Below are 24,426 nucleotides of genomic sequence, written 5' to 3' on the forward strand. Positions count from 1 at the left end.
TCACAAGCACATGAGCCACTAAGGGCGTCATGTGAAAGTCGTGTGACAGATGCTTCGCAATTCGCGCCGCCAAAGCAACACTTTTTTTTGACACTGCCAAATTTTGAACAGATCGCGACGGCAGTTTTCGCCAAATGGTTGAGTGACTTAGATTTTTCTCGGCCCCAAACGGGTCGATTCGGCGCATGAACCAACGGCACAGCGAAACTGAGGCGCTAAAGCTGCCTCAGTTTCGCTACGCGCGCGCCCTTAAAATGCGGCAACCGTTAGGCGGGTATAAACTGTCGCGGGAGATTGGTTCGCCACAACCTGACGGAGTGGGAAGCCAACCCCAACCTCGAGTTTGGCATTTGGGGTCAGAGGATAGGCAAGGCCTGCACCTGCCGAGGCGAAGAAGACGCTTTTGGGGAATGTCGAATACACAGACCCGGCATCCACAAATCCGTACACATCGAGCCCCTTTGCCAAACCCTTTATATCAAGTGACTTATGCAACTCGAACTGGGCGTAATAGCCGCTGTCGCCGGACGATGCGTCACTTGGAAAGCCGCGCACGGTCGTCGGTCCGCCGACCTGAAACAAGAGATCGCCCGGAACAAGCTTGGTATCGGTATATTGCCAAGCGCCGTTGGTGATCAGAACGATCCCGTTCTTGAACTGGTACGAACCGTTGAAAGAGCCGGTGAACAGAGAGATGTTACGCTTGAGCGGCGCGAGATGATCATTGGTCAAAGCGCGCGATACCTGAGGCGAAATCGAGAATGCCAGCCGGTCTTTATTGTAGCTGGCGTTGAGCGTCAGCGAGTATTCCTTGGTCGTGGAATCCACCAGCGGCGTCGCGTTCGAGAAGGATTTCGACGTTCCATACGAGGCCCCGCCAATCGCGAAAAGCGACCATGTCGGTGAAATATACAGCGGCTGGTTTAGCGTCGCGCCAAGCGAACCCGAACGCCCCGAGATGTTAAGCGGCTGAGTCGGCCCGCTGATCACGTTAATCGTTGAGCGACTGAACGTCAGGCCCAGACGCGTCCCAATGGGCGTGATCGGCGCATCATATGACAGCGTGCCAGAGTCACTGCCCTCGGCATGCGTGCCATAGGCAAGAAAATTATCGTCGGGCGTCAGCAAGCTGTAGCGGTGATAGAAAATCCCCAGCTCGGTCTTGCCCGTCGAAGGCACGCCCTGATTATCAACGAAGAACGACAGTTGGTTTTTCTGCGGCTCGATCAGCTGCAGCGCTACATCGGTGGTGCCAAAATCAGCCCCCGGCTGGAGCGACATGCGCAGCTGCGCATCATAAACCTTGTTGAAACGCGTGATGTCCTTGGCGGCAGCGGGCACATCCACGGTGTTTTCGCCCCGCGTCAGCCGCACCCGTTGCAAGATGAAATCTGCCGGCACCTGCTGGGCCCCGTTCACCGCGACCGTGGCAAGTTTGCCCTCGACGAGTTGCACCTTGAGCAAGCCGCGATCAAGCGTTTGCGGCGGCAGCACAGCGCTTGCCGTCACGATCCCCATGCGCGTGTAAAGGTCGTTAACGTCTTGAACAAGGTGCTGAATCTGCGAGAAATCGACCCGTTTGCCAACATATTTGACAAGGATCGGGTCCAGATCCGCCTGCGTCAGAAAGTCCGATCCGGGGGTGAATTCGACCTTGCTCAGCAAGACCGTCGGACCACCGGGCGGAACCATCTGACCCCGCGCTGCGGCTGGGCTGATGACCACAGGCCCCGACAAAGGCGTCGTCGCGCTGAGTGCTTGTACACGGCGCTCATTTTGTTGCTCGATCGTCGTCGCCGGGTTGATCGCTTGCGCCTCTACCGCAGCGACCGATTGCATCAGTGCCAGCGACCCAATCAAGCCCGCCGCACCGAAATCAACCAAACGAGATCTGCGGTGCCTGCCTGCCTTATGTTGTGCTCTCACCGCGCCGCTCCCCATTCTTGTTTGATCATTGCGCGCTGCCAAGTTGCACCGCGGGTCCCTGTCCGCCGACCAGCCCAATATCATGGGCCACACCGTCGATGTAGACTTTTTCTCCGTCCGTATAGACCGTGCTGGTGCGCGGCTGTTGCTTGTAGAACGCCCAGAACGGCGTGCCCGGCCCATATCCCCAATCCACGCCATTGCGCATCACCCGGATCGTATCGCGCACAAGGCCCGCGCCCGGGAAGTCCAGCAACTCAAGCTCGTTGGTGGCGTCGGGCGAGACATTATACTGAACCACATAGGCGTCCGAGGTACTTGCATAGCCTTTCAAATCAAGCGCAAAGGCGTAGGTCGGCTCGAAATACTGCACATTCGCATTGTAATGCGGGCGCGGCGTGCGGTTGTCAAACAGCAACGTTTGCAGCGGCGTGCGCACCCAAAGCGAGCCCGGCACGTAGGCGTTAGCAATGCTCACATCCTTTGCCGTGGTGTCGATCGTCGTGTCCACGAAGAACAGATCGCCGATATCAAGGCCTGCGGGCACATTGGCGGTGATCGTCGCCAAGGTTCCGACGCTGCCGCGACCGCCCGTCAGGGTCAGGCGCAGCGGGTTGGGGCCGTTGGGCACCTGCGTGATCCCTGCCGTGACCGTCCCCCCCCGCAAGACCAGCGAATCCTCCACCTGCAAGTCGGGCAGGTTCAAAACGCCCGTCGCATCGAAGGACATCGACTTGGCCTTGACCACGTTGATGCGGATGTCACCGGCATAGGTATCGCTGCCCGCAATCAAGTCAGCGACGTTGCCAACATCCAGCAGGTTTCCGATGATGTCCTTGCTTGAATTGATCGCCGCATCGACCCCGGCAATAACCGTATCAAAGCCGATCCCGTTGCCCGTCAACTTGACACTTCCAGCCGCGTCGATCGAGCCGCCGATGATCGCCCCGTCAGCCGAGGTCACATCCACATCTCCCGGATCGCCGGGCAATGCGCCCGTCGTCGTGATCTGCGTGAAGGTAGTGTCATTCTTTGCCAGCCAAGTCTGCGTGCCAGTGCTGGTCGCGGAGCCAACATCAAGCGCACCATCGGTTGTTTCAAGGTGGACAGTGCCCGGCCCCTTCGTGCCCGCAGCAAGGGTCACAACGTTCATGTCCCCGTGTGACACTAGATTGACGTTGGCTCCCGCCCCGAGATCATCCACGCCCAAGGCGCCCTGAGACACGATCTGGACATTAGCGCCCGCCATCGTCGACTGGGTATGGAAGTCGGCGCCCGCAGCAATATCGATGCTGCCGGTATCTGCGCTCAGTGTCGCCTGGGTAATCGCAAGCGGCGTGATCGCGTTGATATCACCAGCGGTGGCGCTTAGTGCGATCTTGGCGGTCTTGATGATCAGCGCATTGGCAATATTGCTGACCGGATCCGTCACGCTCGACCCGTCATAGGGCCAATCCAGCGGTGTCGTGTTGATCTTGGTCTGATCGCCAATCCCCGCACCCGACGTGATTTGCACCAATGCGCCCGCATCGGTGGTCTCGATGTCAAAGTCACGCGCCGGGTCGGTCCCGGCAAGGACATGGCCCGTGGCCGCGATGGTCACATCGCCCGACGCGCTCAGCGCCGTCACAAGTGCATCCCCACTATCCGTGGTGATATCGACGCTGCCATTGGACGCAATCAGACGCGCGCCGTTGAACATCTGCAGCGATCCGGCCGAGGTCAGGATGTTGCCCGCCGTCGTGGACACGGTGGCGTTGCCGGTGATCGACAGCTTGCCACCCACGGTCAATTGCAGTGGCCCGTTCGTGGTCACTGGCCCGTTGATCACCGCCGCCCCACCCGACGAAAGCGAGATTGCGTTGGGTGCGAGTGCCGAGGTGATCACGAAGCTGCTGCTTGCCGGGCCATACAGATAGATCGCCCCAAGCGGCGCTGCCGCTGTGATCCCGCCACCAAAGTTCGTGCCGACATTCAACGTCCGGCTGGACGCGCCAATATTGCCGCTTGTGGTGGTCAAAACGACATCGGTGCCAAGAATGTTGATCAGTTGATCATCATTGGCATTGGTGATGCCGCTATCGGCGGACACCGTAACATTGCCCGGCGAGTAGATCGTGTCGATGACCGCCGATCCCGTCACATCAAGGTCGATATCGCCCTGCGCGCGTGCCGTGATCGTGGCGCCGCTCAGCGGTGAAAGACGCATCGGGGCAAAACTCGGGCCCGTCGGATAAAGCGGGTTCAAGCCCGTGCCGATACCGCCCTGCGACGCCTCTAGCAGCAGATTGCCGGTCGCGACGATACCCGAGCCAACATTGGCAATCGGGCCAACAACCTGAATCCGGGTCTCTCCGGGAACTCTGATTGAGTCGAGCAGACCATTGCCACGCGAGGCCAGGTACGCCGTGCCATGATCCAATGTGCCGGGCGTGCCGGCCACATCAACATTGAGCGCGGTCTGCGCATCAAAGTTCAGGGGACGCTTGTTGAGGACCTGAATTGTCAAATCGGACTGCGCAACCAACTTGTTGGCCGCCGCGTGCAAGGCGGCACGTTGGATCTCCGTCATCGCGCTTTCATCCAAGCCCAGCGGCACAGTGACCTGCGTGTTCAGGATCCCTAGGCGAACGGCCTCGTTATAGGCGTCGATCTGGGCTTGGTTCGGCGATGCTGGCAAAGCACCGATCTTGTCGACGATGATCATCAGATCAGACCGTTCGGCCGAGGCAAGCGCGATCTTTTGCGCATCCGTCAGCGCGCTGGGGTCAAGATCCGCCGGGATCAGCACCCCGACAGTGCTGGTGCCCGCACCGATGGTTTCGCCAATACCAACGCCCGCATTCAACGTCACGGTGTGGCCTGAAACGTTGGGCGCTTTCAGCACCGGATTGGTCCCGGTGACGGTCTTCAACGCCCCCGGTGACAGCGCAAAGGCCAATTGGCGATCGCTCCATGTGGAGCCACGCTTCAGGGCCGCGATATCATCGGGATGATCCACGGGGTTGTAGATATAGCCTGCGTCGTAGCTTGACGTAAGGCCACCAACTTCGGTGTTCAGGCGGTGATATTGATCGGTAAGTTGCGTCTGGTAATCCGCGATATCCACGCCCTGATCCACCAGTGTTTTATACTGCAAGGACGTCGGATCGAGTGTGTAATTGAACGTCGGATCATAGGCAGCACCGTTATCGGGCTGGCTTTGACGGATTTTCCAATAGGTTTTGTAGTCGGCATTGCGACCGCTCGCAAAAGCGTCAATCGCAAGCTGGACCTTGGCGGTATTTGCGGCAGAGCCCTTGATCAGCCCCAGCGAATTCCAATAGCCCAGCAATTCGTTATAGGTCCGGGTATCGACGGTCTGGATCGGGTTGTTGTCAAGGATCTGGCCCGTAGTGTCGAGCAAGACATCGCCGCCCAGCGACACGACCTGATCAATCAGCATCGTGCCATCGGCATTCCCGGTCCAAGCCTGCGCGCCCGTCCCCCAATCGCTTGCGGTGATCCCGATATCGCCCGACGCCAGAACGCTGAGCCCATATTCGGGATCGGGGTTCACAGCATCGCCGAAGTTGCGATTTGCCAGCGAATAACCGGTGTTCACCTGCAGCGGATTGGCGATCGAGCCGATCGCGCCGTTGCCAGCACTCAGCGTCACGCGCGGCGCTTGAATAAGAGCTGCGGTATCAACGATCGGATGGTTGGTGTTGGGCGCAATGAACTGCGCCGTCTGCCCGGCTTGAATGTCCTTGCCGACACTGATGTTGACATGGCCATCGCCCGCAGCGGGATTGCCCGCAGCCGTCACCCTTTGAATGAGAACGCCATTGGGCGCGTTCAGATTGACATTGCCCGCAGCCGCCGTCGCGATCAGCGCGCCGTTGCCATTTGCCGCACCGTCCATGCGCAATTGCACGGGGGCGGTCACACCGGCCCCGATCGAGCCTCCGGCCGTCAGCGCAACCCGGCGCGCCGTTACCAGCGCCCCCGGATCACCCGAAAGGATCGAGTGACCCGCACCGGTCGCTGCGATTTCAACATCCCCGTTGCGGGCACTGACCGGCCCATTCAGCGTCACTTTCGTGGGCGATGTGATCGATACTGCGGCCGTATTCTGACCGATAAAGTTGATCGCAATCGGGTAATCAGCCTTGAGGGCGTAGGTCTTGATGGTCGTGTAATACTGATCCAGCAGGTAGCTCGTGGTAACCGTGGAATCGATACACAGCGTCCACCAGTTACAGCTCCGGCTGCTTTGCCCCGTCTGCTTGTAGCTCGAGCGCGGATCGCTGAACGAGAAGTCGCCCGTCACCAACTGATTGGGATTATTCGGATCTGTGACGGGGTCAAAGTTCAGGCTGCTATTGGGCGTTTCGGTGTAGTTCGTCGGGCTGGTGAGCAGGATCGCAGGCGCGTTGGCTCCCGTTCCGCTGCTCGTCACGATCGTTCCGTTAGAGGCTTTGAACAGAGTCGTCCCGGTCGGCGTATAGTCTTGGCTCAGATAGGTGCCGTCAGCCAGGCGCGTATCGGCGAGGACATTCGGCGCGCCGATAGACGAGAAGCTGGTATTGCTGCTGATCTCAAGCGCACTTGAGCCAAACAATTGCTGGCTCTTGGTCTGCACATTCACCTGAAGACGATAGTCTGTCGACGTCGTCCAGATGTAGCGCAGGTTGGAGGTTGTAGCATAGCTTGTCGCACGGTCCGCGCCGCTGACCGCGACCGGAGAAAGCGTTTGCCCCGCATAGCTGGGAATGCCCGTCGCCGTGTCCAAAGTCCCGGTTTGCGTAGCCACCATGATCTGGCCCGAGGCCTGTCCGGGCACATAATCGCGCGTATAAACAGTGTGTTTGACGTTGACCTTGGTTGGCAGGGATGCCGCGTCCACATGGGTAATGTCGGTGATGTCGATCACCCCGGCAGTGCCGCGACCCAGCGTTCCGCTCGTATCTGCGCCAGCGTCGATCGTCTGAAGAACCAGCGGGATGTTGCTGGCATTGGACACGTTGATCCGCCCGAAACCGTCCAGAACATTGAGCTGTCCGCCGCTTGAAGCGGTGTTCAGGATCTGGCCATAGAGCTGGATATAGCCACCATGCACCTCGGCGCCATTGACGACATATTCCGCATTATCAACGTCATAGCTGGCGCCAATATTATCGCCAGGGCTTGCGACTACCTGATAGGCAAGACTGCTGGCGCTTGTCGCTGCTTTGTAGGCGTTTGCCTGCGCGATCTTGAATTCCAGCCGTGGGGTCACACCCGTGCCGCTAATGTAATCCTTGATGTTGATCATCTGCGGCTCGCCGCCGCCCGATACCGGGATCACATAGATCGGGTTTGTCGAAGCATCGCGCGCGATCGCCTCATTATAGTCGGTAATCGCGGCTCTGAGTGCCGTGGTATCAAGCCCGATCGGGTTGAGATTGAGCGTGATCACCTGCCCTTGATTGTTGGTCACTGTGGTGATCGCAGAGGGCGTCCCGCCAGCGGTAATGCTTGCGCGGTAGGCATCAGATTTCGCCTTGATCGCGGTTGACGAGACGCCGATCTGCATTGGATCAAGCGCCGTAAGCGTCGGATCCGCCGCCAGATTCAGCGACAGATCCACGATGCCTGACTGGATCGTGCTGTTGATGTTGAGATAGCGCGCGCTGATCGAGATCGCACCATTCGCAACAATGCCGATCCCGGCCTCGGCGGCGCTTTTGGGATTGTTGAAGCTCGCCGGATCGCCACCGATATGGTCAAACCCATTAACATAGCTAGAGACGAAATCGCCGTTCTTCGCCAGAATATTGACCGATCCGGCATTGATCGCGCCATAGACAAAGATATTGCCGTATTCGCTGGTAAGATCGACCGTCCCATCGACGTTGTTGACCACTCCATTGACGATCAGATCCGGCGGAGCCAATCCGCGCTGGTTTGCGGGCCAAGAGATGCTGGTCGGGTTGTAATTATTCGTCAAAGTCACAATTGGCCGACTGCTTGTCAGACCAGTGATAACCTGACTGAAGTTGCTTGAACTCGGCTGGCCGGGTGCGAAGGCGGCAACATCTTCCTTCGAATTCACAAGCACATCATTCACCCGGACATGGCCCGCGTCATAGGACGGCATCGTGATATTGTTGACCTTGAGCGTCGCGGCCGTGTTGTTGGTCACGTTGATCTCGGCATTGCCGGGGGCAGACAGAATGCCCGTGCCGCCACCCGTCACGATATTGCCCGACAGGTAAATATTGCCAAGCCGCGCCGCGACATCATGCAAGGTGATCATCGGCGTTGAGGGGGCCGCAGCCGGGGCGGTCGAAGCCCCGGGAATCTGTGCGTTCAAATCTGCGATTGTCGCGGCCAAAGTCGAGGCTTGCGTGGCGAAGGTCGCGATCGTGTAGCTGCCAGCCGTCGGCGCGCTGCCGGTCAATGTCGAGACGCGGTCGCTTACCGTCGAATTCACCGAGCCAAGTGCCGTCGTCCAAGCGTTCACGAATGTCTTTGCGTTGGCCACGACGTTGAGATTGTTCTTCACAGCTCCCGTCGTGACGGCTCCGCCATTGGCACGTGTCGTCAGGTTCGTGAGATTGGTATTGATCGTACCCATCTTGGTATTGAGGTTGTCACTGGCGGTCTTGATCGCGGTGTTATTGGTGACGATCGTGTTGAGCTTTGTCGCGATCTGCCCCTGTGCCGTGCTCACCTGTGCCGTGGTGGAACTTGGGTTGTTGATGATCGCGATCAGGCCCGTGATATCCGCTTGCAGCGCCTCATTTGCCGCCTGCTTCGTCTTGATGGTTGATTGATAGCCAGACGCGTCCGACAGCGCATTCGCGACATTGCCGTCATACGTGTTGTAATCCGCAATCAAAGCCTGGGCTGCGGCATAGTCCGGGTTCGGCTTGGTCCCGCCACTTCCATCGGGAATGGTCGCAGGTGTCGCGACGGCGGCCGTATAGGCCGACAAGGTCGCTGCCTGTGCGCGCGTCGCCGCGACATAAGACGTATAATCGTTTGCCGTCCCGTTGTCATAGCTGTCCGCGATACTGCTTGGCAGCGCGTCACTGACGACAGTCGCCTGATTGGTGAAGCCGGTCGTGACCCCATCAAGCTGAACCTGTGTGGCGGTCTTTTGGTCGATCAGCTGCTGCTTTTCCGACTTGCCCGCCGCATAGGCGACAAGGCTGAAATTGCCACTGGCATCGCGCGTCCCAAGTCCAAGTGCGATCAACTTCTGCTCAAGGAAGTTGATTTCGTTCTGATATGCGCCAAGCGCGACCGTGTCGCCCTGCGTATTCTTGATCAGCAGGTTCAACTGGTTCAGGCGCTGGATGATCACCGAATTATCCGCCGTGATCGTGCTGCGGTCGATCCCATTCTCGCCGATCGTGCCGCTGATAGCGATGCACGAGACGTTGGCGGGGTCGCAGGACGCGCCATAATTCAGCGTCAGCGATTTGAATTTCTGCAGCCCCGTCGCAACCAGACCCTTCAGGTCGAGACGTCCGGTCCCGGTATTGCTGGTGGTGCCACCGTGATAGTCAAAGGTGACTTCATCGCCGCCAAACAATTCGCTTACAGCACTCGCCGCTGCAGCCAGAGCCTGACGGTAAATGTCGGTGCCCGTGCCAACCGCAGACAGCGTGATATCGCCGCGATCCGCGCCGATCCTGATGTTACCCGCAGCCAGAATGCCTTTCAGCGGCGGCGGATTCGTATTGTCCGATGTGCCCTGCGTCACGCTCGCATTGTCGGTCAAATTGGCCTGAGCATCGGGTGAACCCGCAATTGGGATGGCGGAATTGTTGTACAGATCGATCGTGGTGTGCAGATTCACCGTCGAACGCGCACCCGTCGGGCTGCGGCCCGCATAGATATTGACCGTCGCGTGGCTGGGCAGCGAGCCATCCGCTGGCGTGATCCCGTCGCTCGCCGCAATGCGGGCATCCGTGCCAATCGCGACCGTATTCGCGACCCCAAGATTGGCCCAGGAATGCCCATCCGGCGCCCCCGCAACCCCATAGGTGGTCGCAGCGCTGCGGCCATCCATCTCGGACTGGTTCCAAGCGCCGATATTGATATCACCCACATCGACCAGCAAGGTGGCGTTTGAGCCGATATTGACAGTCGCGTTTTGGGTGGCCCCAAGTTCGACCACCGAAGACGCGGTCGCAATCGCGCCAGCCGAATCCAGCTTGGCTTTTTGATGCGTGATCAGCTCGTTATAAGCCTCGACCTGCAACAGCGAGAGACCCGCAGTCGGCAGCAGCAAGCGAATGTCGCTATCCGCGCCAACATTGGCTTGGGTGTCTTGCGTGACCGAGACTTTCACCTTGCCCGCCGGCAGGTTCAACAAACCGCCCGAGCCGGAATCCACGTTCCAAGCAGCGTTATCGGCATTGAAAGCAGGAATCACCGCGTCGGTCAGCGAATACGCCGTTTGACCTAAGAAGAAGTTATGCGCTTTGCTTGCAGCCTTGATCGAAAGTTTGGCCGCGCGCACCCAAGCGTTGTCGCCCAGATAGGCATTTACATCGGTATTGACCGTATGGTCCATCAAAGCGCCGCTGGCCCCAACAAGCGAGGCTTGCGTGCTATCCACAGAGCCGCCGAAAATTGCACTATGGGTGGCGTTGATATCAACAAGACCGTTGATCACGCTGATCAGGAATTTATGGCTGGCCGAGCTGGTGTCGATATAGGCCTCGGTCGTGCCGGTCGCCGATGTCACACCCTTGGACGCGGCCCCCGCGACCACCCCGCCCGAGCCCGCAACGGCCGTAGCAAAGTTGCTATCGGTCCCATTCGCCGCGACGGTGAGGTTCCCTGCGGTGACCCCATTCATGTCGCTCACTGTGGCGCGCGTGTCGGTCGCAGATGTTGACTTGGCGTTGTTGCTGCCAAGGGCTGCGATGCCAAACACATAGCCGGTCGCATCCGCAGTTTGATGTGTTGTGGAATTGGCCTTGATCTCGACCAGACCGCTCGCATTGATGGTGCTGCCAGAGACATTCGTCTCGGCCTTGGAGTCATTCAGACTTTGGGCATCGCTGCCCGCCAGCCCGACGAGAGCCCCTGCAACCGCAACGGCATCGGCCGTGTTGCTGCCTCCGGTGATCGTCGTCGCGATGTTGACCGAGCCGCCATCCAGAACCGAGCCGCCGTGAACGTCATTGGCCAGCGTAGCCTTAAGCGTGGAATGGGCCAGCGAAACGCCCGCAGCCAAGCCACCCGAAAGCGCCGCGCCACCCGCATCGGTCGAGGCGCTGTTATTGGCGCTGACCGTGCTTGCGATCGCGCCGCTGGTGTAGATCTGTGCCGCGTTCATCTCGGTCGCGACCGTGGTGGTCACATTCCCCGTGGAAACCGCGCCCTGCAAAGCCGCGCCAATACCGCCCCCTGCTGCAACCGTCTTGGAAATGACGCCATCATTCGACGAGGCGCCAAGCGCCACGCTTGCGCTGCGCGACACATCGGTCCCGATGGTGACGCCCTGATCACTTGTCGCCCCTGACGCATCCGCCCCAAGCGCGGATTTGGTTTGCCCGCCGATGCTTGCTTTCGCGACCGAAACCCCTGCCGCGCCCGAAATTCCGAACGACAGCCCCAAGGATTTGACATCAATCGTGCGCGTCGAGGTGGCATTCACGGCAGCCGCACCGCTCAGCGCGATGTTCGCCCCGTTGATATAGGCGTAAGTATCTGAATCATCGGAAATAACCGATACAGCCGCGGCCAGCCCGAACCCACCGGCAGCCCCCACCACTGCATTCGTCTTCAGCGCATGAAGGGTCTGCGCATTCAGCGTCAGCCCCGCCGCAGAGATATTGGCCGCTCCTGAAAGCTGCGCGGTGTTGGTCGTATCGACATTTTGCACCACGATGCCCGCGCCAACCCCGGCGACACCCGCCGCCGCAGCCCCCGCCGTAAAGGTCGTGTTCAGCGCGTCATAGCTGCGCACGCCCAGCGCGTTTCCTGCCGTGATATTGGCTCGTCCGATATTGGCCGAGGTGCCCGCCGGAACCGAAAGCCCCGTGCTTGGCGCAGTGTCGAGCGTGATCGCCTCGCGCGCGGTCTGTGCGCGTGTGCTTGCGTCTTTCACATGGCTGTCGGTATCGCTGCTTGCAAACAGGCTGCTCACACCGGCCCCAGAGTTGTCATTGGTCTGACCGCTGGCTTGATCGGTGATATCATTGAGCGTGAATTTGCCATCGCTGGCATCGCTCATCTTGTCATCGGCCTCACCGCCCGGGGTGATCCCGTTGCCATAGTCATACACCGCGATCGCAGCCCCGATCGACACAACCCCCGCAGCGCCCGCCACGATAACCGAGTTGCCTGCCTTGTTGGACAACGCATTAACCAGAACATCATTCTTCGCAGTCATGGTGACATTATCAGCGACACTCGCGCTGGTCGTGGTCTTGATCACACCGACATCCACGGTGCCCGCAAGCCCGACAAAACCAACGGCAAGGCCACCGGCATAGACGTTGGAGATCGACGTATCGCGCGCCGTCACAATCACATCTTGCGCACCCGAAGCGCCCGCTTGCGCCACATTCTGGTTGATCTGCGCATTGGCCCCGATATTGGCCGTGGTCGTGATATTTTGCAGCTGCACCGTCACGACACCGCTGATCCCGGCATACAGCCCGCCCGATGCCGAAGCGGCAATCGACAGGTTGCTCTCGCCCGAGGTCGCCGCGACGTTGATCCCGCGCGCCGCCATGGTCGAGGTCATATTGGTCCCGGTGTAACCCGCAAAGCTGTTGGCGCTATTGCCAAGCGCCGTCACATTGGCATTTGCCGCGATATCAGCCGTCGTGGTCTTGTTGATCGACAGCACACCAATGGCACCGCCAACCCCCGCCGCGCCAAGCCCGACCGAAACCGAACCGTTCATCGAGGCCACGCGCGTCTGATCATCCGCCAGAACCTGCACATTGCCACCCGCCACCGTGGTGCCGCCAAATTCGGCCGTCGTCACATCGGTCACCGAAATGACGCCAACACCGCCCGCCAGCGCAACAGTGCCTGCCCCCGCCGCCGCCGCCGAGAAGGCGCCAAAATCTGCCTGAGCGCGCGCTGTCACAGCAACATCGCCCTTGGCCGCCATGGTCGCGCCCGTATCGACCGTCGCTTTCGTGGTGCTATTCACCATCGCGACCGTGACGCCCGCACCCGCTCCAACGCTCCCGCCAAGGGCAACCGCCCCGGCAATGCCAAGATCGTAAGTGTCGCTTGCAGCGGCAACCGTCACGCCTTGATTGGCATTCACCGCCCCCGCCAGCTTGTTGATCTGCGCCGCGCCAATGCTTGCCTGCGTGTCCGAGGTGATCAGCGGCACGTTGCCCGAAAGAGCGACCGCCGCAGTGCCCGCACCGCCAAAGCCAACCTCAAGCGAGCGCACTGCATTCGAGGCGGCCGCATTGACCACAACGCCATGCGCGGTCTGCGAATGGGCCGTGGAATTGCGCGTTTGGGTCAGCAACGAAATGCCCGTGTCGCGCGCATCCGCAGCCGTCAAACCGACAGTGCTGGCAGAGCTTGCATTCGCCGCGGTCAAGCCGGTGGAACTATCCCAATCGGGCAGCTCCGCGCCTTGGAAGTTATCCGCGAATGCCGTGAAGCTTGTATCAAAATCAGACACATAGGTAACGCCAGTCCCATTCCCCAGCGCGGTCACCTGTGCGAGATCCGCAATCACAGCATGGGTCGTGTTGTCAATGATGACGATCCCGACAGACGCCCCGATACCAGCACTGCCACCAACCCCGGCCGAGCCCACCAGCGAATCCACGGTAGCGAAATCATTGGCCAGTACGGCCACGTCGTCATTGGCAAAGACCTTGGCGCTTTCTCCGATGCGCGCCGTCGTGGTGTTTTCGATGGTGTAGACTGCGACAGCACCGGCCAGACCGGCGCTTTGGCTCACACCCGCACTAAGGGCGATCGTATTGGCCGCTTCGCGACTTTGCGCGCTAACCCCAACATCGTTGGCCGTGACGGCGGCATTATCGCCAATGGTGGCGGAAACGGTCTTGCCGAGAACGCCGACAGCCACACCCGCGCCCGCACCAACGGAGCCGCCGATCCCGACAGCACCGGGGAACGTGTCAAGCGTCGTGTCATCGCTCGCCGTGACAGACACATCCCCGACGGTTCCGCTTTGGCCAATCTGGGCGTAGGTGCCAATCTGCGCTTCGGTCGTAGTATCAAGCACATAGGTGCCAGACCCCACCCCGACGCCGACACTTTGCGACGCGCCCCCAGCCACCGCAAAGGTCTTGCCGGTTTCGCTGGCACTGGCGGCAATATTCAGCGCACCCGACTTCGAGATTTGCACCGCGTTCGCGGCACTCGTGCCATCGGCCAAGGCGGCCCGCGTCACATTGTTGATTGTGACAACCGAAACCCCGGCCCCGATTCCCGCACTGCCACCAATCCCAAGGCCACCCGCGACACTGAGATTGTCGAAATCGTTATTCGCCAGCACCGAGACATCGCCCGAAGCCGCGATATGCGCCCCTGCCCCAACCAGGGCCTCGACGTCACTGTCAGAGACCAGAACGCTCGCCACACCGGCCACGCCCACATTGCTGCCAGCCGCCGCGCTGACGCCGATCACCTTGATCGATTGCGCGCCATCGGCCGAAATATCGACGGCACCCGCATCAACCAATTGCCCGTCTGCCGACAGTTGCGCGGTCGTTTTCCCCGTGCTGGAGACCACCGAACTGGAAACACCCACACCAACCTTGCTGCTAAGCGCGACACCGCCCGAAAGCGCCTTGGCATCCAGCGTATTCTTCGCAGAGATCGTGACATTCCCGCCATTTGCGTCAACGCTGGTGGCCGCCGTGCTTGCGGGGGTCGTCAGGCTTTTGCCAATGGCCGCCGAGGTGTCATCCGAGAACACCATGACCGAGAATGAGCCCTGAACGGCAACTTTGCTCGCCTGCGCGCCACCGATCGCCTCGGTGTAATAATTGCCCGTGCTAAAGAGCGGCTGATTGACGATATTCTCTTGGAAATCCTTAAGATCGGTAAAGTTGAACGCGACCGTGGGGTCGATTTTCTTGTTGGTTGCGGCGACCTTGACCGCCCCCGAAGTCAGCGACGTGCCCGCACCGATATTGGCGGTATAGCTGTTGTCCGAAACGACAACGGCAACCGAGGCGCCAATCCCCGCCTGACCGCTGGAACGCGCGACACTTGTGGATTTCGCGCTCATTCGGCTGGCGTTATCTGCCGTGACATTGACCGCACCGACGCGGCTCAGGCTGCCAATGGTGACATTGTCACCGATCAAGGCTGCAGTCGTTGTGTTGGACACATCAACCGCCAAGGCCCCGGCAACACTGACTTTTTTCGAAGAGGCCCCGGCATATGCCAGCGCAGACAAGCCGTTGAGGAAATCGGTCTTACCCGCCTCGTGCGCCATGTTCTGGCTGCTATCGGCCGTCACATTGATCTCGCCCGCGCGCGCAATCGTCGCACCATCAGCGATTCGCGCCGTGGCGCTATTGTTGGAAATGCTCAGCGCGACGCCCACGCCCACGCCGATCTGTGCGCCTGTCGCAGCCCCGTCACCCTTGGTCGCGATATTGGTTTCGTTGCGCGCCGACACCGTCAGATCGTTGCTCAGCGAGACCGTGACCGCACCCAGCGTGGCGGTGACGGCATCTTGCGCTGCTGCGACCCCAACGGCCGCCGCGACAGTGACCTTGGCCCCGCCCTTGCCGGTCTTTTGGTCCGACCCGTCGGTCCCTTTTTGGTAATTCTTCGTCTCATCAAGGGTCTTCGTGCTTTCAGCATCAGAGGTTTGCGAAGGTTCCTTGTCTTTGCCACCGCCTGCGCTGGCATCGGCATAGGCCTCATAGCTGCGCGTGGACTCTGCTGAAATTTCAAGCGAATCCGCCATCAAGTTGCGTGCAAGCTCTGCCGAAGTCGCGGAAGTATTCTTAAGATCGGTCGCCTTGTCACCGCCCCCTGCAATCACCGCAACCGCCGCACCGACGCCGACCTTGCCACCCTTGGCCTCGCCCGTGCCCGTCGCAGTGTTTTCGCCGCTATTGGTGGCCGCAATTGTGACATCGCCCGCCGTGTTGATCGCGTTGCCGGTTCCTATGCGCGCGCGCGTCGTCTGATCCAAAAGCGCGAGTGCCACCACCGCGTCAATCGCGATGCCGCCCTCAGAGCCTGCCTTGGCCTCGGTTTCGGTCGAGATGTCGGAATTGGCCAGCACCGAAATGCCCGCCCCGTTATTGAAGGCCGCGCCATCCTTGATCTCGGCGATGGCGTCGGTGGTGATCAGGTTCAGCGCCACCGACGCGCCAATTCCGACCTTACCGCCGGTGGTCGCACTATCATCAACCGGTGTGGCGCTGGCATTGGCCACCATCTGCTGATCGGCCGAAACCGTCGAGGCCCCCGTGTTCGCATTCACAATCGCGCTGCCCGAAACCGTGGCCTCGCTTGAAGAGTTGATCAGGTTCAGCGCCAATGCGCCCGCAAGACCAACCGTGGTGCCACCCGCGCCCGACTTGGCGTCGGTGATGAATGTATCGACATGCGGCGTGTCCAGCGGGGCGGCCTTGAGCGCGGAAACCGTCACACCATCGGCGCTGTAATTCGCAGCCCCGAGGCTTGCGACATTGCTGGAGGTGATCGCGTTGACCGCAGCGGCGGCCCCGATCGACACTTTGGAATCTGCCGCACTTGCATCGGCCGTAACCGACCCATCCGTGGCATTGATCGCCAAGACCGTCAGACGACCACCCGCCGTGATATTCTGGCCATCCGGCAGCGCCGCACTGACCGAAGACGTCACCACATTCACGCCAATCGCGGCGGCTACCGAAAGCTTGCCTTCGCTCGTACTCGCCGAGTGATCTTGATTGGCAGTCTCTGTCGTTCCGGCCTGCTGATCGGCATCGCCCACATTGCTGTCAGATTGCGTGGTCTTGGCAAAATCGAGCTGTCCCGTGACCCGGTCATCGACATTGCCTTCGCCATCGCTGGATTCATCGTTGCTGTCTGCGCCAGCGGCCCCCGAGGCTCCGGCCGTGACCGTAAGCGTCCCCGCAGAGCTACCTGCGGCCTTGAAGGTCACATCACCCGTCGTCGCCGTAATCGAGCGCCCCGTCGACACGACAACCTTATCGGTCACCAGCGCCAGCGAAAGCGCCGCACCGACAGCCGCCTTCGATCCCGCCGCTTTTGCCGAAGCCGAGGTCGTCTCGGTCGCGCTCTGCTCGGCCTCGACTGCGACTTCACCGACAACAGTCAAGGTGCTGGGATCGCTGCCAATTGTGGCGCTTGTTGTGTTGGTGACGAGCGCCAGAGACAGCACCGGAACAATCCCGACACCGCCCGAAGCGCCCGCTTCGGCCTCGGTTTCGATCTCATGCTCGGCCTGCGCCTTGAGGGTCAAGGCCTCTGCATCGTTAAGCGTCACGTTATCGCCGATCTTAGCAATCGAACGATTGCCGACGATATTGATCGCAGCCGAAGCCCCCAATCCAAAAGTGCCCCCTGCTGTGCCCTCGACCGGCAGCGCCTTGGCGGTTTCCTTGGTCTGGTTGTCCGCCGTGATCGACACCGCGCCATGCAGCGTCACAATGGCATCATCAGCGATGCTGGCAACGCTTTGCGTGTCGATCAGGTTCAGCCCCAGCGCGCCTGCGATACCAATCTTGGAGCCGCCCGCCCCCGAGGTCGCACTGGCAAGATAGCTGTCTGCGCGGGTCGCCAAGCTTGCGGGATTTGCGGCCAGCGATGCCACATCCAACTTGCTTGCTGAAATCTCAAGGCTTTTGACGTCATGGGTTGCAGCCCCCAGCGTCGCGTCATTGACCGCGTGGACCACGTTCACCGAAACCGCAGCGCCGATCCCGACCTGCGCCTGCGCGCCCTCTTCGCCAACCGCAGAGGCGTTGGTCGTGGCTTTGCCATCGGTGTTGCTGGCGGTCAGAATTTTGAGCGCGCCCGTGGGCGAGGAAATGCTGATATCATTGGGAACGCTGGCCAGAACGGTGGCGTTCTGGATGTTCACCGCCACGCCCGCCGCAACGGTGACTTTGCCTTGGCTGGTCTCGGCAGAGTGGTTTTCAGAGGCTGCCGTATCGGTCGCGCCCTGCTGTTCGGCGTCGCCAACGCCCGATGCGTCTTGCTGATCGCGTGCGCTGCTCAATTGGCCATCGACCGTGTCATCCACGGTGGCGTCCTGACCGGCTTCGGCATTGCCGGACTCATCAGCCGGGGCACCGCCAGAGGCGCTTGCCTCGGCGCTCAGCGTGTTGAGCGAGGCTCCTGCGGCGGAAATGGTCACATCGCCACCCGCCGAGATGTTGCGTTTAGTGGTCGCGGTGACCGTGTCATTCACTAGGTTCAGCGCCAAGGCCGCGCCAACCGCCGCCGTGCCGCCCGCAGCCTGCCCTTTGGCAGACGTCGTCGCACTGGCTTGCTGAATCGCGGCAATGGTGACCTGTCCCGAGGTCGTAACGCCCGCCAGCTGCGTGCCAAGCTGTGCCATGGTCGTGTTGTTCACCATTGCAAGCGCAACCACCGGCGTGATCGACACACCGCCCGAAGATCCGGCCTCGGCGGTGGTGGTGATATCGTGCACGGCGCTGGCCGAAAGGGTGATGCCCCCCGCCCCGTTTAGCGCGGCACCATCGCCCAGAGTGGCCGTCGAGCGGTTGGCAACGATATTTATCGCGACCGAGGCGCCGACCCCGACTTTGCCCCCCGCAGCGCCCGTTTCATCAGGCAGCGCGGTGGCGGTCGTAGTCGTCTCGTTATCGCTGCTCAGCGTCAGATCGCCGCCCGTCAGCGTCACCGTCGCGTTATCGGCGATGGTGGCCTGACTTTGCGTATCGACAAGGTTCAGCGCCAGCGATCCGGCCAGCCCGACCTTCGAGCCGCCCGCGCCCGATGTGGCGCTGGTAAGATAGGTATCGCCAAGCGCATCAGCAGGATCACCCGCAACCAGCTTTGCCACATCCAGCTTGAGCGCCGAAACAGTGACAGAGGTCGCGTTCACCGTGCCATCACCCAAGGTGGCATCATTTTTGGTATGCACCACGTTGACCGCGACAGCGGCACCAATGCCAACGGCAGCAGGCGTATCGCCCACGGCGGTCCCGTCCGTCGTGACCGATCCGGTCGTGTTATTCGCAGTCTCAACGCTCAGCGCGCCACCTGCGGTAATCGAACGCCCATCGGGCACGCCTGCGCTGACAGATGCGGTCTGGACATTCACGCCCACCGCGGCGGCAACCGTGACCTTGCCCTCACCCGTCGAGGCCGAACGTCCGCTTTCATCGGCGGCACCATCTGCGCTGGCTTGCTGTTGCTCACTATCGCCAACCCCAGCGCTGTCTTGCTGATCAGAGGCATGGGTCAGGTTGCTTGTGACCGTGCTATCGACATTGCTGTCCTGCCCGGGCGCTGCGTCGCCGTTCTCTTCTGCGGCCTCAGCGCCAGAGGCACTCGCCGTGGCCTCAAGCGTATTCAGCGAAGCCCCCCAGCTGCGCAAGCTTACGTTGCCAACAGCGTTCAGATCGCGCAGCGTGGTTGCCGAGACGCGATCATTGACAAGCGCGACCGCGACAGCCGCCCCAATCGCGGCCTTGCTGCCCGCAGCGGTGCCCGAGGCCGTCGTGTTTTCGGTTGCCTGCAGGCTCGCCAAAATACTGATATCACCCGCAGAATGCTGCACCGATGTGCCAGTGCCAAGCTGTGCTGTGGTGGTGTTGTTCACCAGTGAAAGCGCCAGAGCCGGCGTGACGGAAATCCCGCCGCTCGAACCCGCTTCGGCCGTGGTGGTGATCGCGTGCACTGAATCGGCTGAGAGCGTCAGCGATCCAAGGTTGGTGATGCTCGTGCCGTTTGCCACGCTTGCGATGGTCCGGTTGGCCACGATATTGCTGGCAACCGAGGCCCCAACGCCCACATTGCCCGTCGCCCCGGTGGTGTCGGGAATCGCGCTGGCGGTCGAGACCGAGTCATCCGTGGCACGGATTCCCACATCGCCACCGCTGATCGCGACGGGGCCGGTGGCTGTGACGCTGGCTTGGCTTTGCGTGTCGACAAGGTTCACGGCCAGCGACCCAGCGACTCCGACGCTGGTTCCGCCTGCGCCTGACGTGGTGTGCGTGACGAAGCTGTTGGCCCCACCCGCGCGCATCTGCGCACTCAGATCGAGGCTGCCCGCAGTGATGCCCTGACCGCCCAAAGTGGCGTTATTTTGCACTTTCGCCAAATTGATGCCGACCGCCACACCCACACCAACATTCGAGTCCAGCGCCGACCCGTCAGCCGTCACATCAGCGCTATTGGAGGTCTGCGTGCGGATCGCGGCGCCCGCGGTGATGTCCGAGGCGCGATCGGACGTCATGCTGGCCGTGGTGGTCGATGTCAGATCCGACAGTGCAAAGGCACCGACAACCGACACTTTGCCCTCAGATGTGCTCTCATAGGGCTGATATTCGGGATCATCGAGATAGGTCGCAGCCTCACTGCCCGCTTGGGGCTCTGATGCGCCGCCCGCAGTCGCTGCGGCATTGGCCACACTATCGGTTGCGCTGATCGCATCAAGCGACAGGCTGTCAGCGCGGATATAGCCCGAGGCATCGACCGTGGCTTCGGTAATCGCCTTGACCACGCTGACGGCGACGCTTGCGCCAAACGCGGCGGCGACGGGTGTGGCATCCGCATGGCTGGTGACCGTGTTGGTTGCGCCCAAGCTGGCCGCCCCCGCGATGATCAGATCGGCGGTGCCGATATGGGTCGTGGCCGAGCTGTTCACCGTCGAAACGGCTACCGCGCCATCGGCGCTGGAATTAGCGGGAACCAGGGACTTGGTCGCGATCTGGCTATCGGCGGTTGCGATAGAAGACAGATCGGCGCTGGCGGCCTGGATATTTGCGCCACCGATCACATCGACAGAGGCACTGACATTGGTAACCACAACGCCAATTGGCAAATTGGCGGCCGTAGCCGCCGTCGAAGCCGTGGCCCGCGCCGTCAAAGCGCCAGATGCGGTGATTGTTCCGCCATCAATCGAGACGGCCGCGTTCGCTGTTGGCGTTGAGGCCAAGATCGTCAAAGGCGCAGCCGTGGAACTGGCCAGCAGATTCACATCACCACCACGGATTTCGCCAGCGATGGTAATTTGGGCCGTTCCGCCCGTGGCTTGTGTCGCGTTCAGCGTCACAGCGCCCGCAGTGCCGCCGCCAAGCGCTTGCGCGTTCAGCAAACCGCCCGCAGCCACACTGATCGTCGGCGCGGTCAGCGTGATATCGCCCGAAGCCCCGCCCGATAGCGTCGTGTCGATGCTGCCACCGGCCTCGATGGTGATCGAATTATCGGCTAGAATCGACGTATTCACACCTGCGTTCAGGATCGAATTTCCAGCCGTGATCGTCACGTCGATCGGGTCGATCAAAAGCGTGCCACCCGCCCCGGTATCGGACAGAAGATCAAGCGCAACCGCGCCGATTTCGGCGTATTTGCCGCTCAGTTCGACAAAACCACCCGCGCCGCTTCCCGCGCCATGGGCAGACACCACCGCCCCGGTCTGGGCGAAAAGCGAGCTGCCGGCATAGACCACGATCGTACCGCCGATACCTGCCTTGCCCGCACCATCAGCGCTGAGTTCCGCGGTGGGCGCGAGGGTCGTGTCGCCCCCCGATTTGATGTTGATCTTGCCGCCCTTGCCCGAGGCACTTGCCCCGACGCGGACCTTGCCGCGAATATTGGCATTGCCAGCCGCCACGATCGAAATGACGCCATTGCGGCTGACCATCGCGCCGCCTTCGCTCAGGCCGCTGGAATTCACCGTCGCGTCAAAACGCTGGCGTTGGGTCAGTTGATCGGCCGTTACGCGGCTCCCGGTCGGCCCGGTCAGCGTTACGTTCTGACCATCCAGAGTAATGCCATTTTGCGCATTGATCACGCCCGAGATCGAAATGAACCCCGACGATGACAGCGGGATCTCGCCGCGCATCAACTTGCCCGCGGCATCCTGATTGATCGTGCCATCCGCGCCAATCACGGATTCCAGGAACTTGTCGGTCGGCGTGTTGACCGTCAGGGAGCCGACATTGACCACCCCGGACTGTCCCACGATAAAGCCATGAGAATCCGAGAAAAAGACATTACCGCCGATCTGGCCACTTTTATAGGAGTTCAGCACGCCATCAATCATCACCGGCCCGTCGCGCACGATATTGACAAGGTTTCCGGTGCCGTCGGGCAGATACAGGTTTACCGTGGTGCCCGCGCTCTGCTCGAACTTGCTAAACGAGTTATAGCCAGTGTTTTGCGAGATTGTTGCGGTGGTAATCCCGGTTTGGCTGCCATTGACCGTCACCGTCGTTTTGGTGCGGCCATCCGTGATGATCGTATTGCCAGTCGCAACCGCATCTTGCGCAAACACGCTTCCGCTGCCTGCCAGCGCAGCAATTGCGCCAAGGGCGATCGTGCCGACGCCAAAGCGCAGACTTTCGCCAAGCGAGCGATGCGTTGGTTCGGGCCCATGTGCGAAAGCCGCAAACTGAGGCTGAACCACAGTCTTGATACGGCGGGAACGACGACGATGGGCCCGATGGGACATTAGAATGATCCTTTAGGGAGCTTGAAGATATCAGGCTCGTTAGGGGCAGCCGAATAAAGCAGATCAAGACTGGCGGGCGTCAGCGTATTGCCCCCGTCCTGCCCTGCCGAGAATGCGCCCTGAAGCAGCAACAGCGTCACGTGATCTTGGGCATCGACACCGCGGAACATCAAAATCCCGCTGCCGATGACAACATTGGTCTTGATCGAATTCTGCGCGTAGGCCTCGCCCATGAAATGATTGCGCAGCAACTCGCCGTTTTCATACAGCATCGACGCGGTCATCGTGGGGTCGGTCTTTTCGCTCCAGGTGACACCCACCTGGATCAGCTTTTTGGTCAAGTACCCAAAGACGTAGGAGACCTGCGCAATCCCACCGTGCCGGATCAGGTTTGGCACCGAGACCGTAAGAATATGCGTGCGCTCGACCGAGTGTTCCCCGGTTTGAATCGCATCATCCTTGATCTCGAAATCCGACAGGATCGCGGCGCGCACCGCCGCTTCATCCATCCCGAAGCGCGCCGAGCGGAACCCCTCGACCACGCTTGTTTCCTGCACGCCCTCTTGTGCGGGGGCCTCGGTCTCGGGCTGAGCGACGGCCGTCTCGGGCGACACGTCGGCTTGCGACAACTCCGCATCAACCTCGATCGGCTGGTTGCTGGATTTCGTGGTGTTGGCAGTTTTGGTCATTAGAAAGACCCTTCCGGGAGTTTGAAAATATCAGGGGCGTTGGGGTCAGCCGAATACAGCAAATCAAGGCTGGCCGGCGTCAGCGTCTTGCGCCCGTCATCGCCAGTCGTGAAGGTCCCCTGCAGCAGCAAAAGCGTCGCGTGGTTCTCGCTATCGGCCGCGCGAAACATCAGAATTCCGTTGGGCAAAGCGACATTCGTCTTGATCGTTTCGGGTGCATAGGCCTCGGCCATGAAATGACTGCGCAGCACGTCGCCGTTGTCATACAGCATCTTCGCCGTCATCTTCGGGTCGGTCTTGCCGCTCCAGGTGACGCCCACTTGGATCAGTTTTTTGGATGAATATCCAAACACATAAGACACTTGGGCCATCCCGCCCTCGGGGATCAGATTGGGCACTTCGATGGTCAAGATCTGAGTCCGCTCGACGGCGTTTTCTCCGGCCTGAATCTTGTCCTCTTTCGTGGCGAAATCCTTTGCGATCGCTGCGCGAACCGCCTTTTCATCCATCCCGAACTTAGCCGAACGAAACCCATCAACCGTGATCGTGGTGCGCGCGTCGGCCGAGGCTTCAGGTTTTGGCAACGGGGCTGCAGTCGCGGTATCCGAGAACGCGGGAGTCACCGCTGTGGTCGCAAGAAAGCTCGCCACTCCAAGCGCGACAAGGAGGGGGCGGGAGGCAGAAAATTTTCGGCGAAACGACATATGTTCCTCTTGGGTCAATACTATGGCTCCGAGCAGACGCGCCCGGCTTGTGTCACTTGGACGGGGCGTGATGGCTAAATTGCACATCACGCTCAGCTTTCCGCGCGCAGCTTAGCCGCACGCAAAATTCTCGAAGACTGACGGGAGAACACGCAGGATATGCGCAGCGACACCTTGCAGACTGCAGATGATTCGCATCGTGAAGACAGCGATTTCATGGCCGAATCAGCAGCGCTCACCTGCGACAATTTGCCCAATAGACGCACCTGCAAGCCGCGCCGCAATTGCCTTACGAATAAGGGAATTACACGCAGAATTGACGAATCGTTATCACTAACATTTCGACAGAAATCGTCCCCAAATGTGCGCAGAAAATCCAACGCACCGTCCCCCCGGATTATTTTATTGCCTATATTTAGAGCCAATTTTTCAAAAAATTCAAGCGTTTCGCCATTTTCCGCGGCAATTAGTTTCCGTTAGGACAAGC

General features: G+C 60.5%; 4 protein-coding genes. All 4 read right to left on the bottom strand.

The window, feature by feature from the left end:
* Positions 1–249: 249 nt before the first annotated feature.
* The 4 genes from QZ571_RS03195 to QZ571_RS03210 all read right to left on the bottom strand — a co-directional run bounded on the left by QZ571_RS03195 (position 250) and on the right by QZ571_RS03210 (position 23,939).
* Complete coding sequence (locus QZ571_RS03195; protein WP_295531658.1) at positions 250–1,884, bottom strand: ShlB/FhaC/HecB family hemolysin secretion/activation protein; 1,635 nt, start codon at positions 1,882–1,884, stop codon at positions 250–252.
* A 67-nt stretch (positions 1,885–1,951) separates the two neighbouring features.
* On the bottom strand, positions 1,952–22,546 hold the full coding sequence (locus QZ571_RS03200) for a leukotoxin LktA family filamentous adhesin (protein ID WP_295531662.1): 20,595 nt from the start codon (positions 22,544–22,546) through the stop codon (positions 1,952–1,954).
* Entirely contained in the window at positions 22,546–23,235 is a 690-nt protein-coding gene (locus QZ571_RS03205) for a hypothetical protein (RefSeq protein ID WP_295531665.1), read from the bottom strand. Before QZ571_RS03205 ends, QZ571_RS03200 begins: the two co-directional genes overlap by 1 nt.
* Entirely contained in the window at positions 23,235–23,939 is a 705-nt protein-coding gene (locus tag QZ571_RS03210; RefSeq protein WP_295531668.1) for a hypothetical protein, read from the bottom strand. The genes QZ571_RS03205 and QZ571_RS03210 overlap by 1 nt, the downstream gene beginning before the upstream one ends.
* Positions 23,940–24,426 lie beyond the last annotated feature (487 nt).

This window comes from uncultured Thioclava sp. (genome assembly GCF_913064665.1).
GTDB classification, from domain to species: Bacteria; Pseudomonadota; Alphaproteobacteria; order Rhodobacterales; family Rhodobacteraceae; genus Thioclava; species Thioclava arctica.

What these genes read in the sequence shown, in the direction of transcription:
- QZ571_RS03200 (WP_295531662.1), bottom strand. Translation starts at nt 22,546, where the DNA reads ATGTCCCATCGGGCCCATCGTCGTCGTTCCCGCCGTATCAAGACTGTG.
- QZ571_RS03205 (WP_295531665.1), bottom strand. Translation starts at nt 23,235, where the DNA reads ATGACCAAAACTGCCAACACCACGAAATCCAGCAACCAGCCGATCGAG.
- QZ571_RS03210 (WP_295531668.1), bottom strand. Translation starts at nt 23,939, where the DNA reads ATGTCGTTTCGCCGAAAATTTTCTGCCTCCCGCCCCCTCCTTGTCGCG.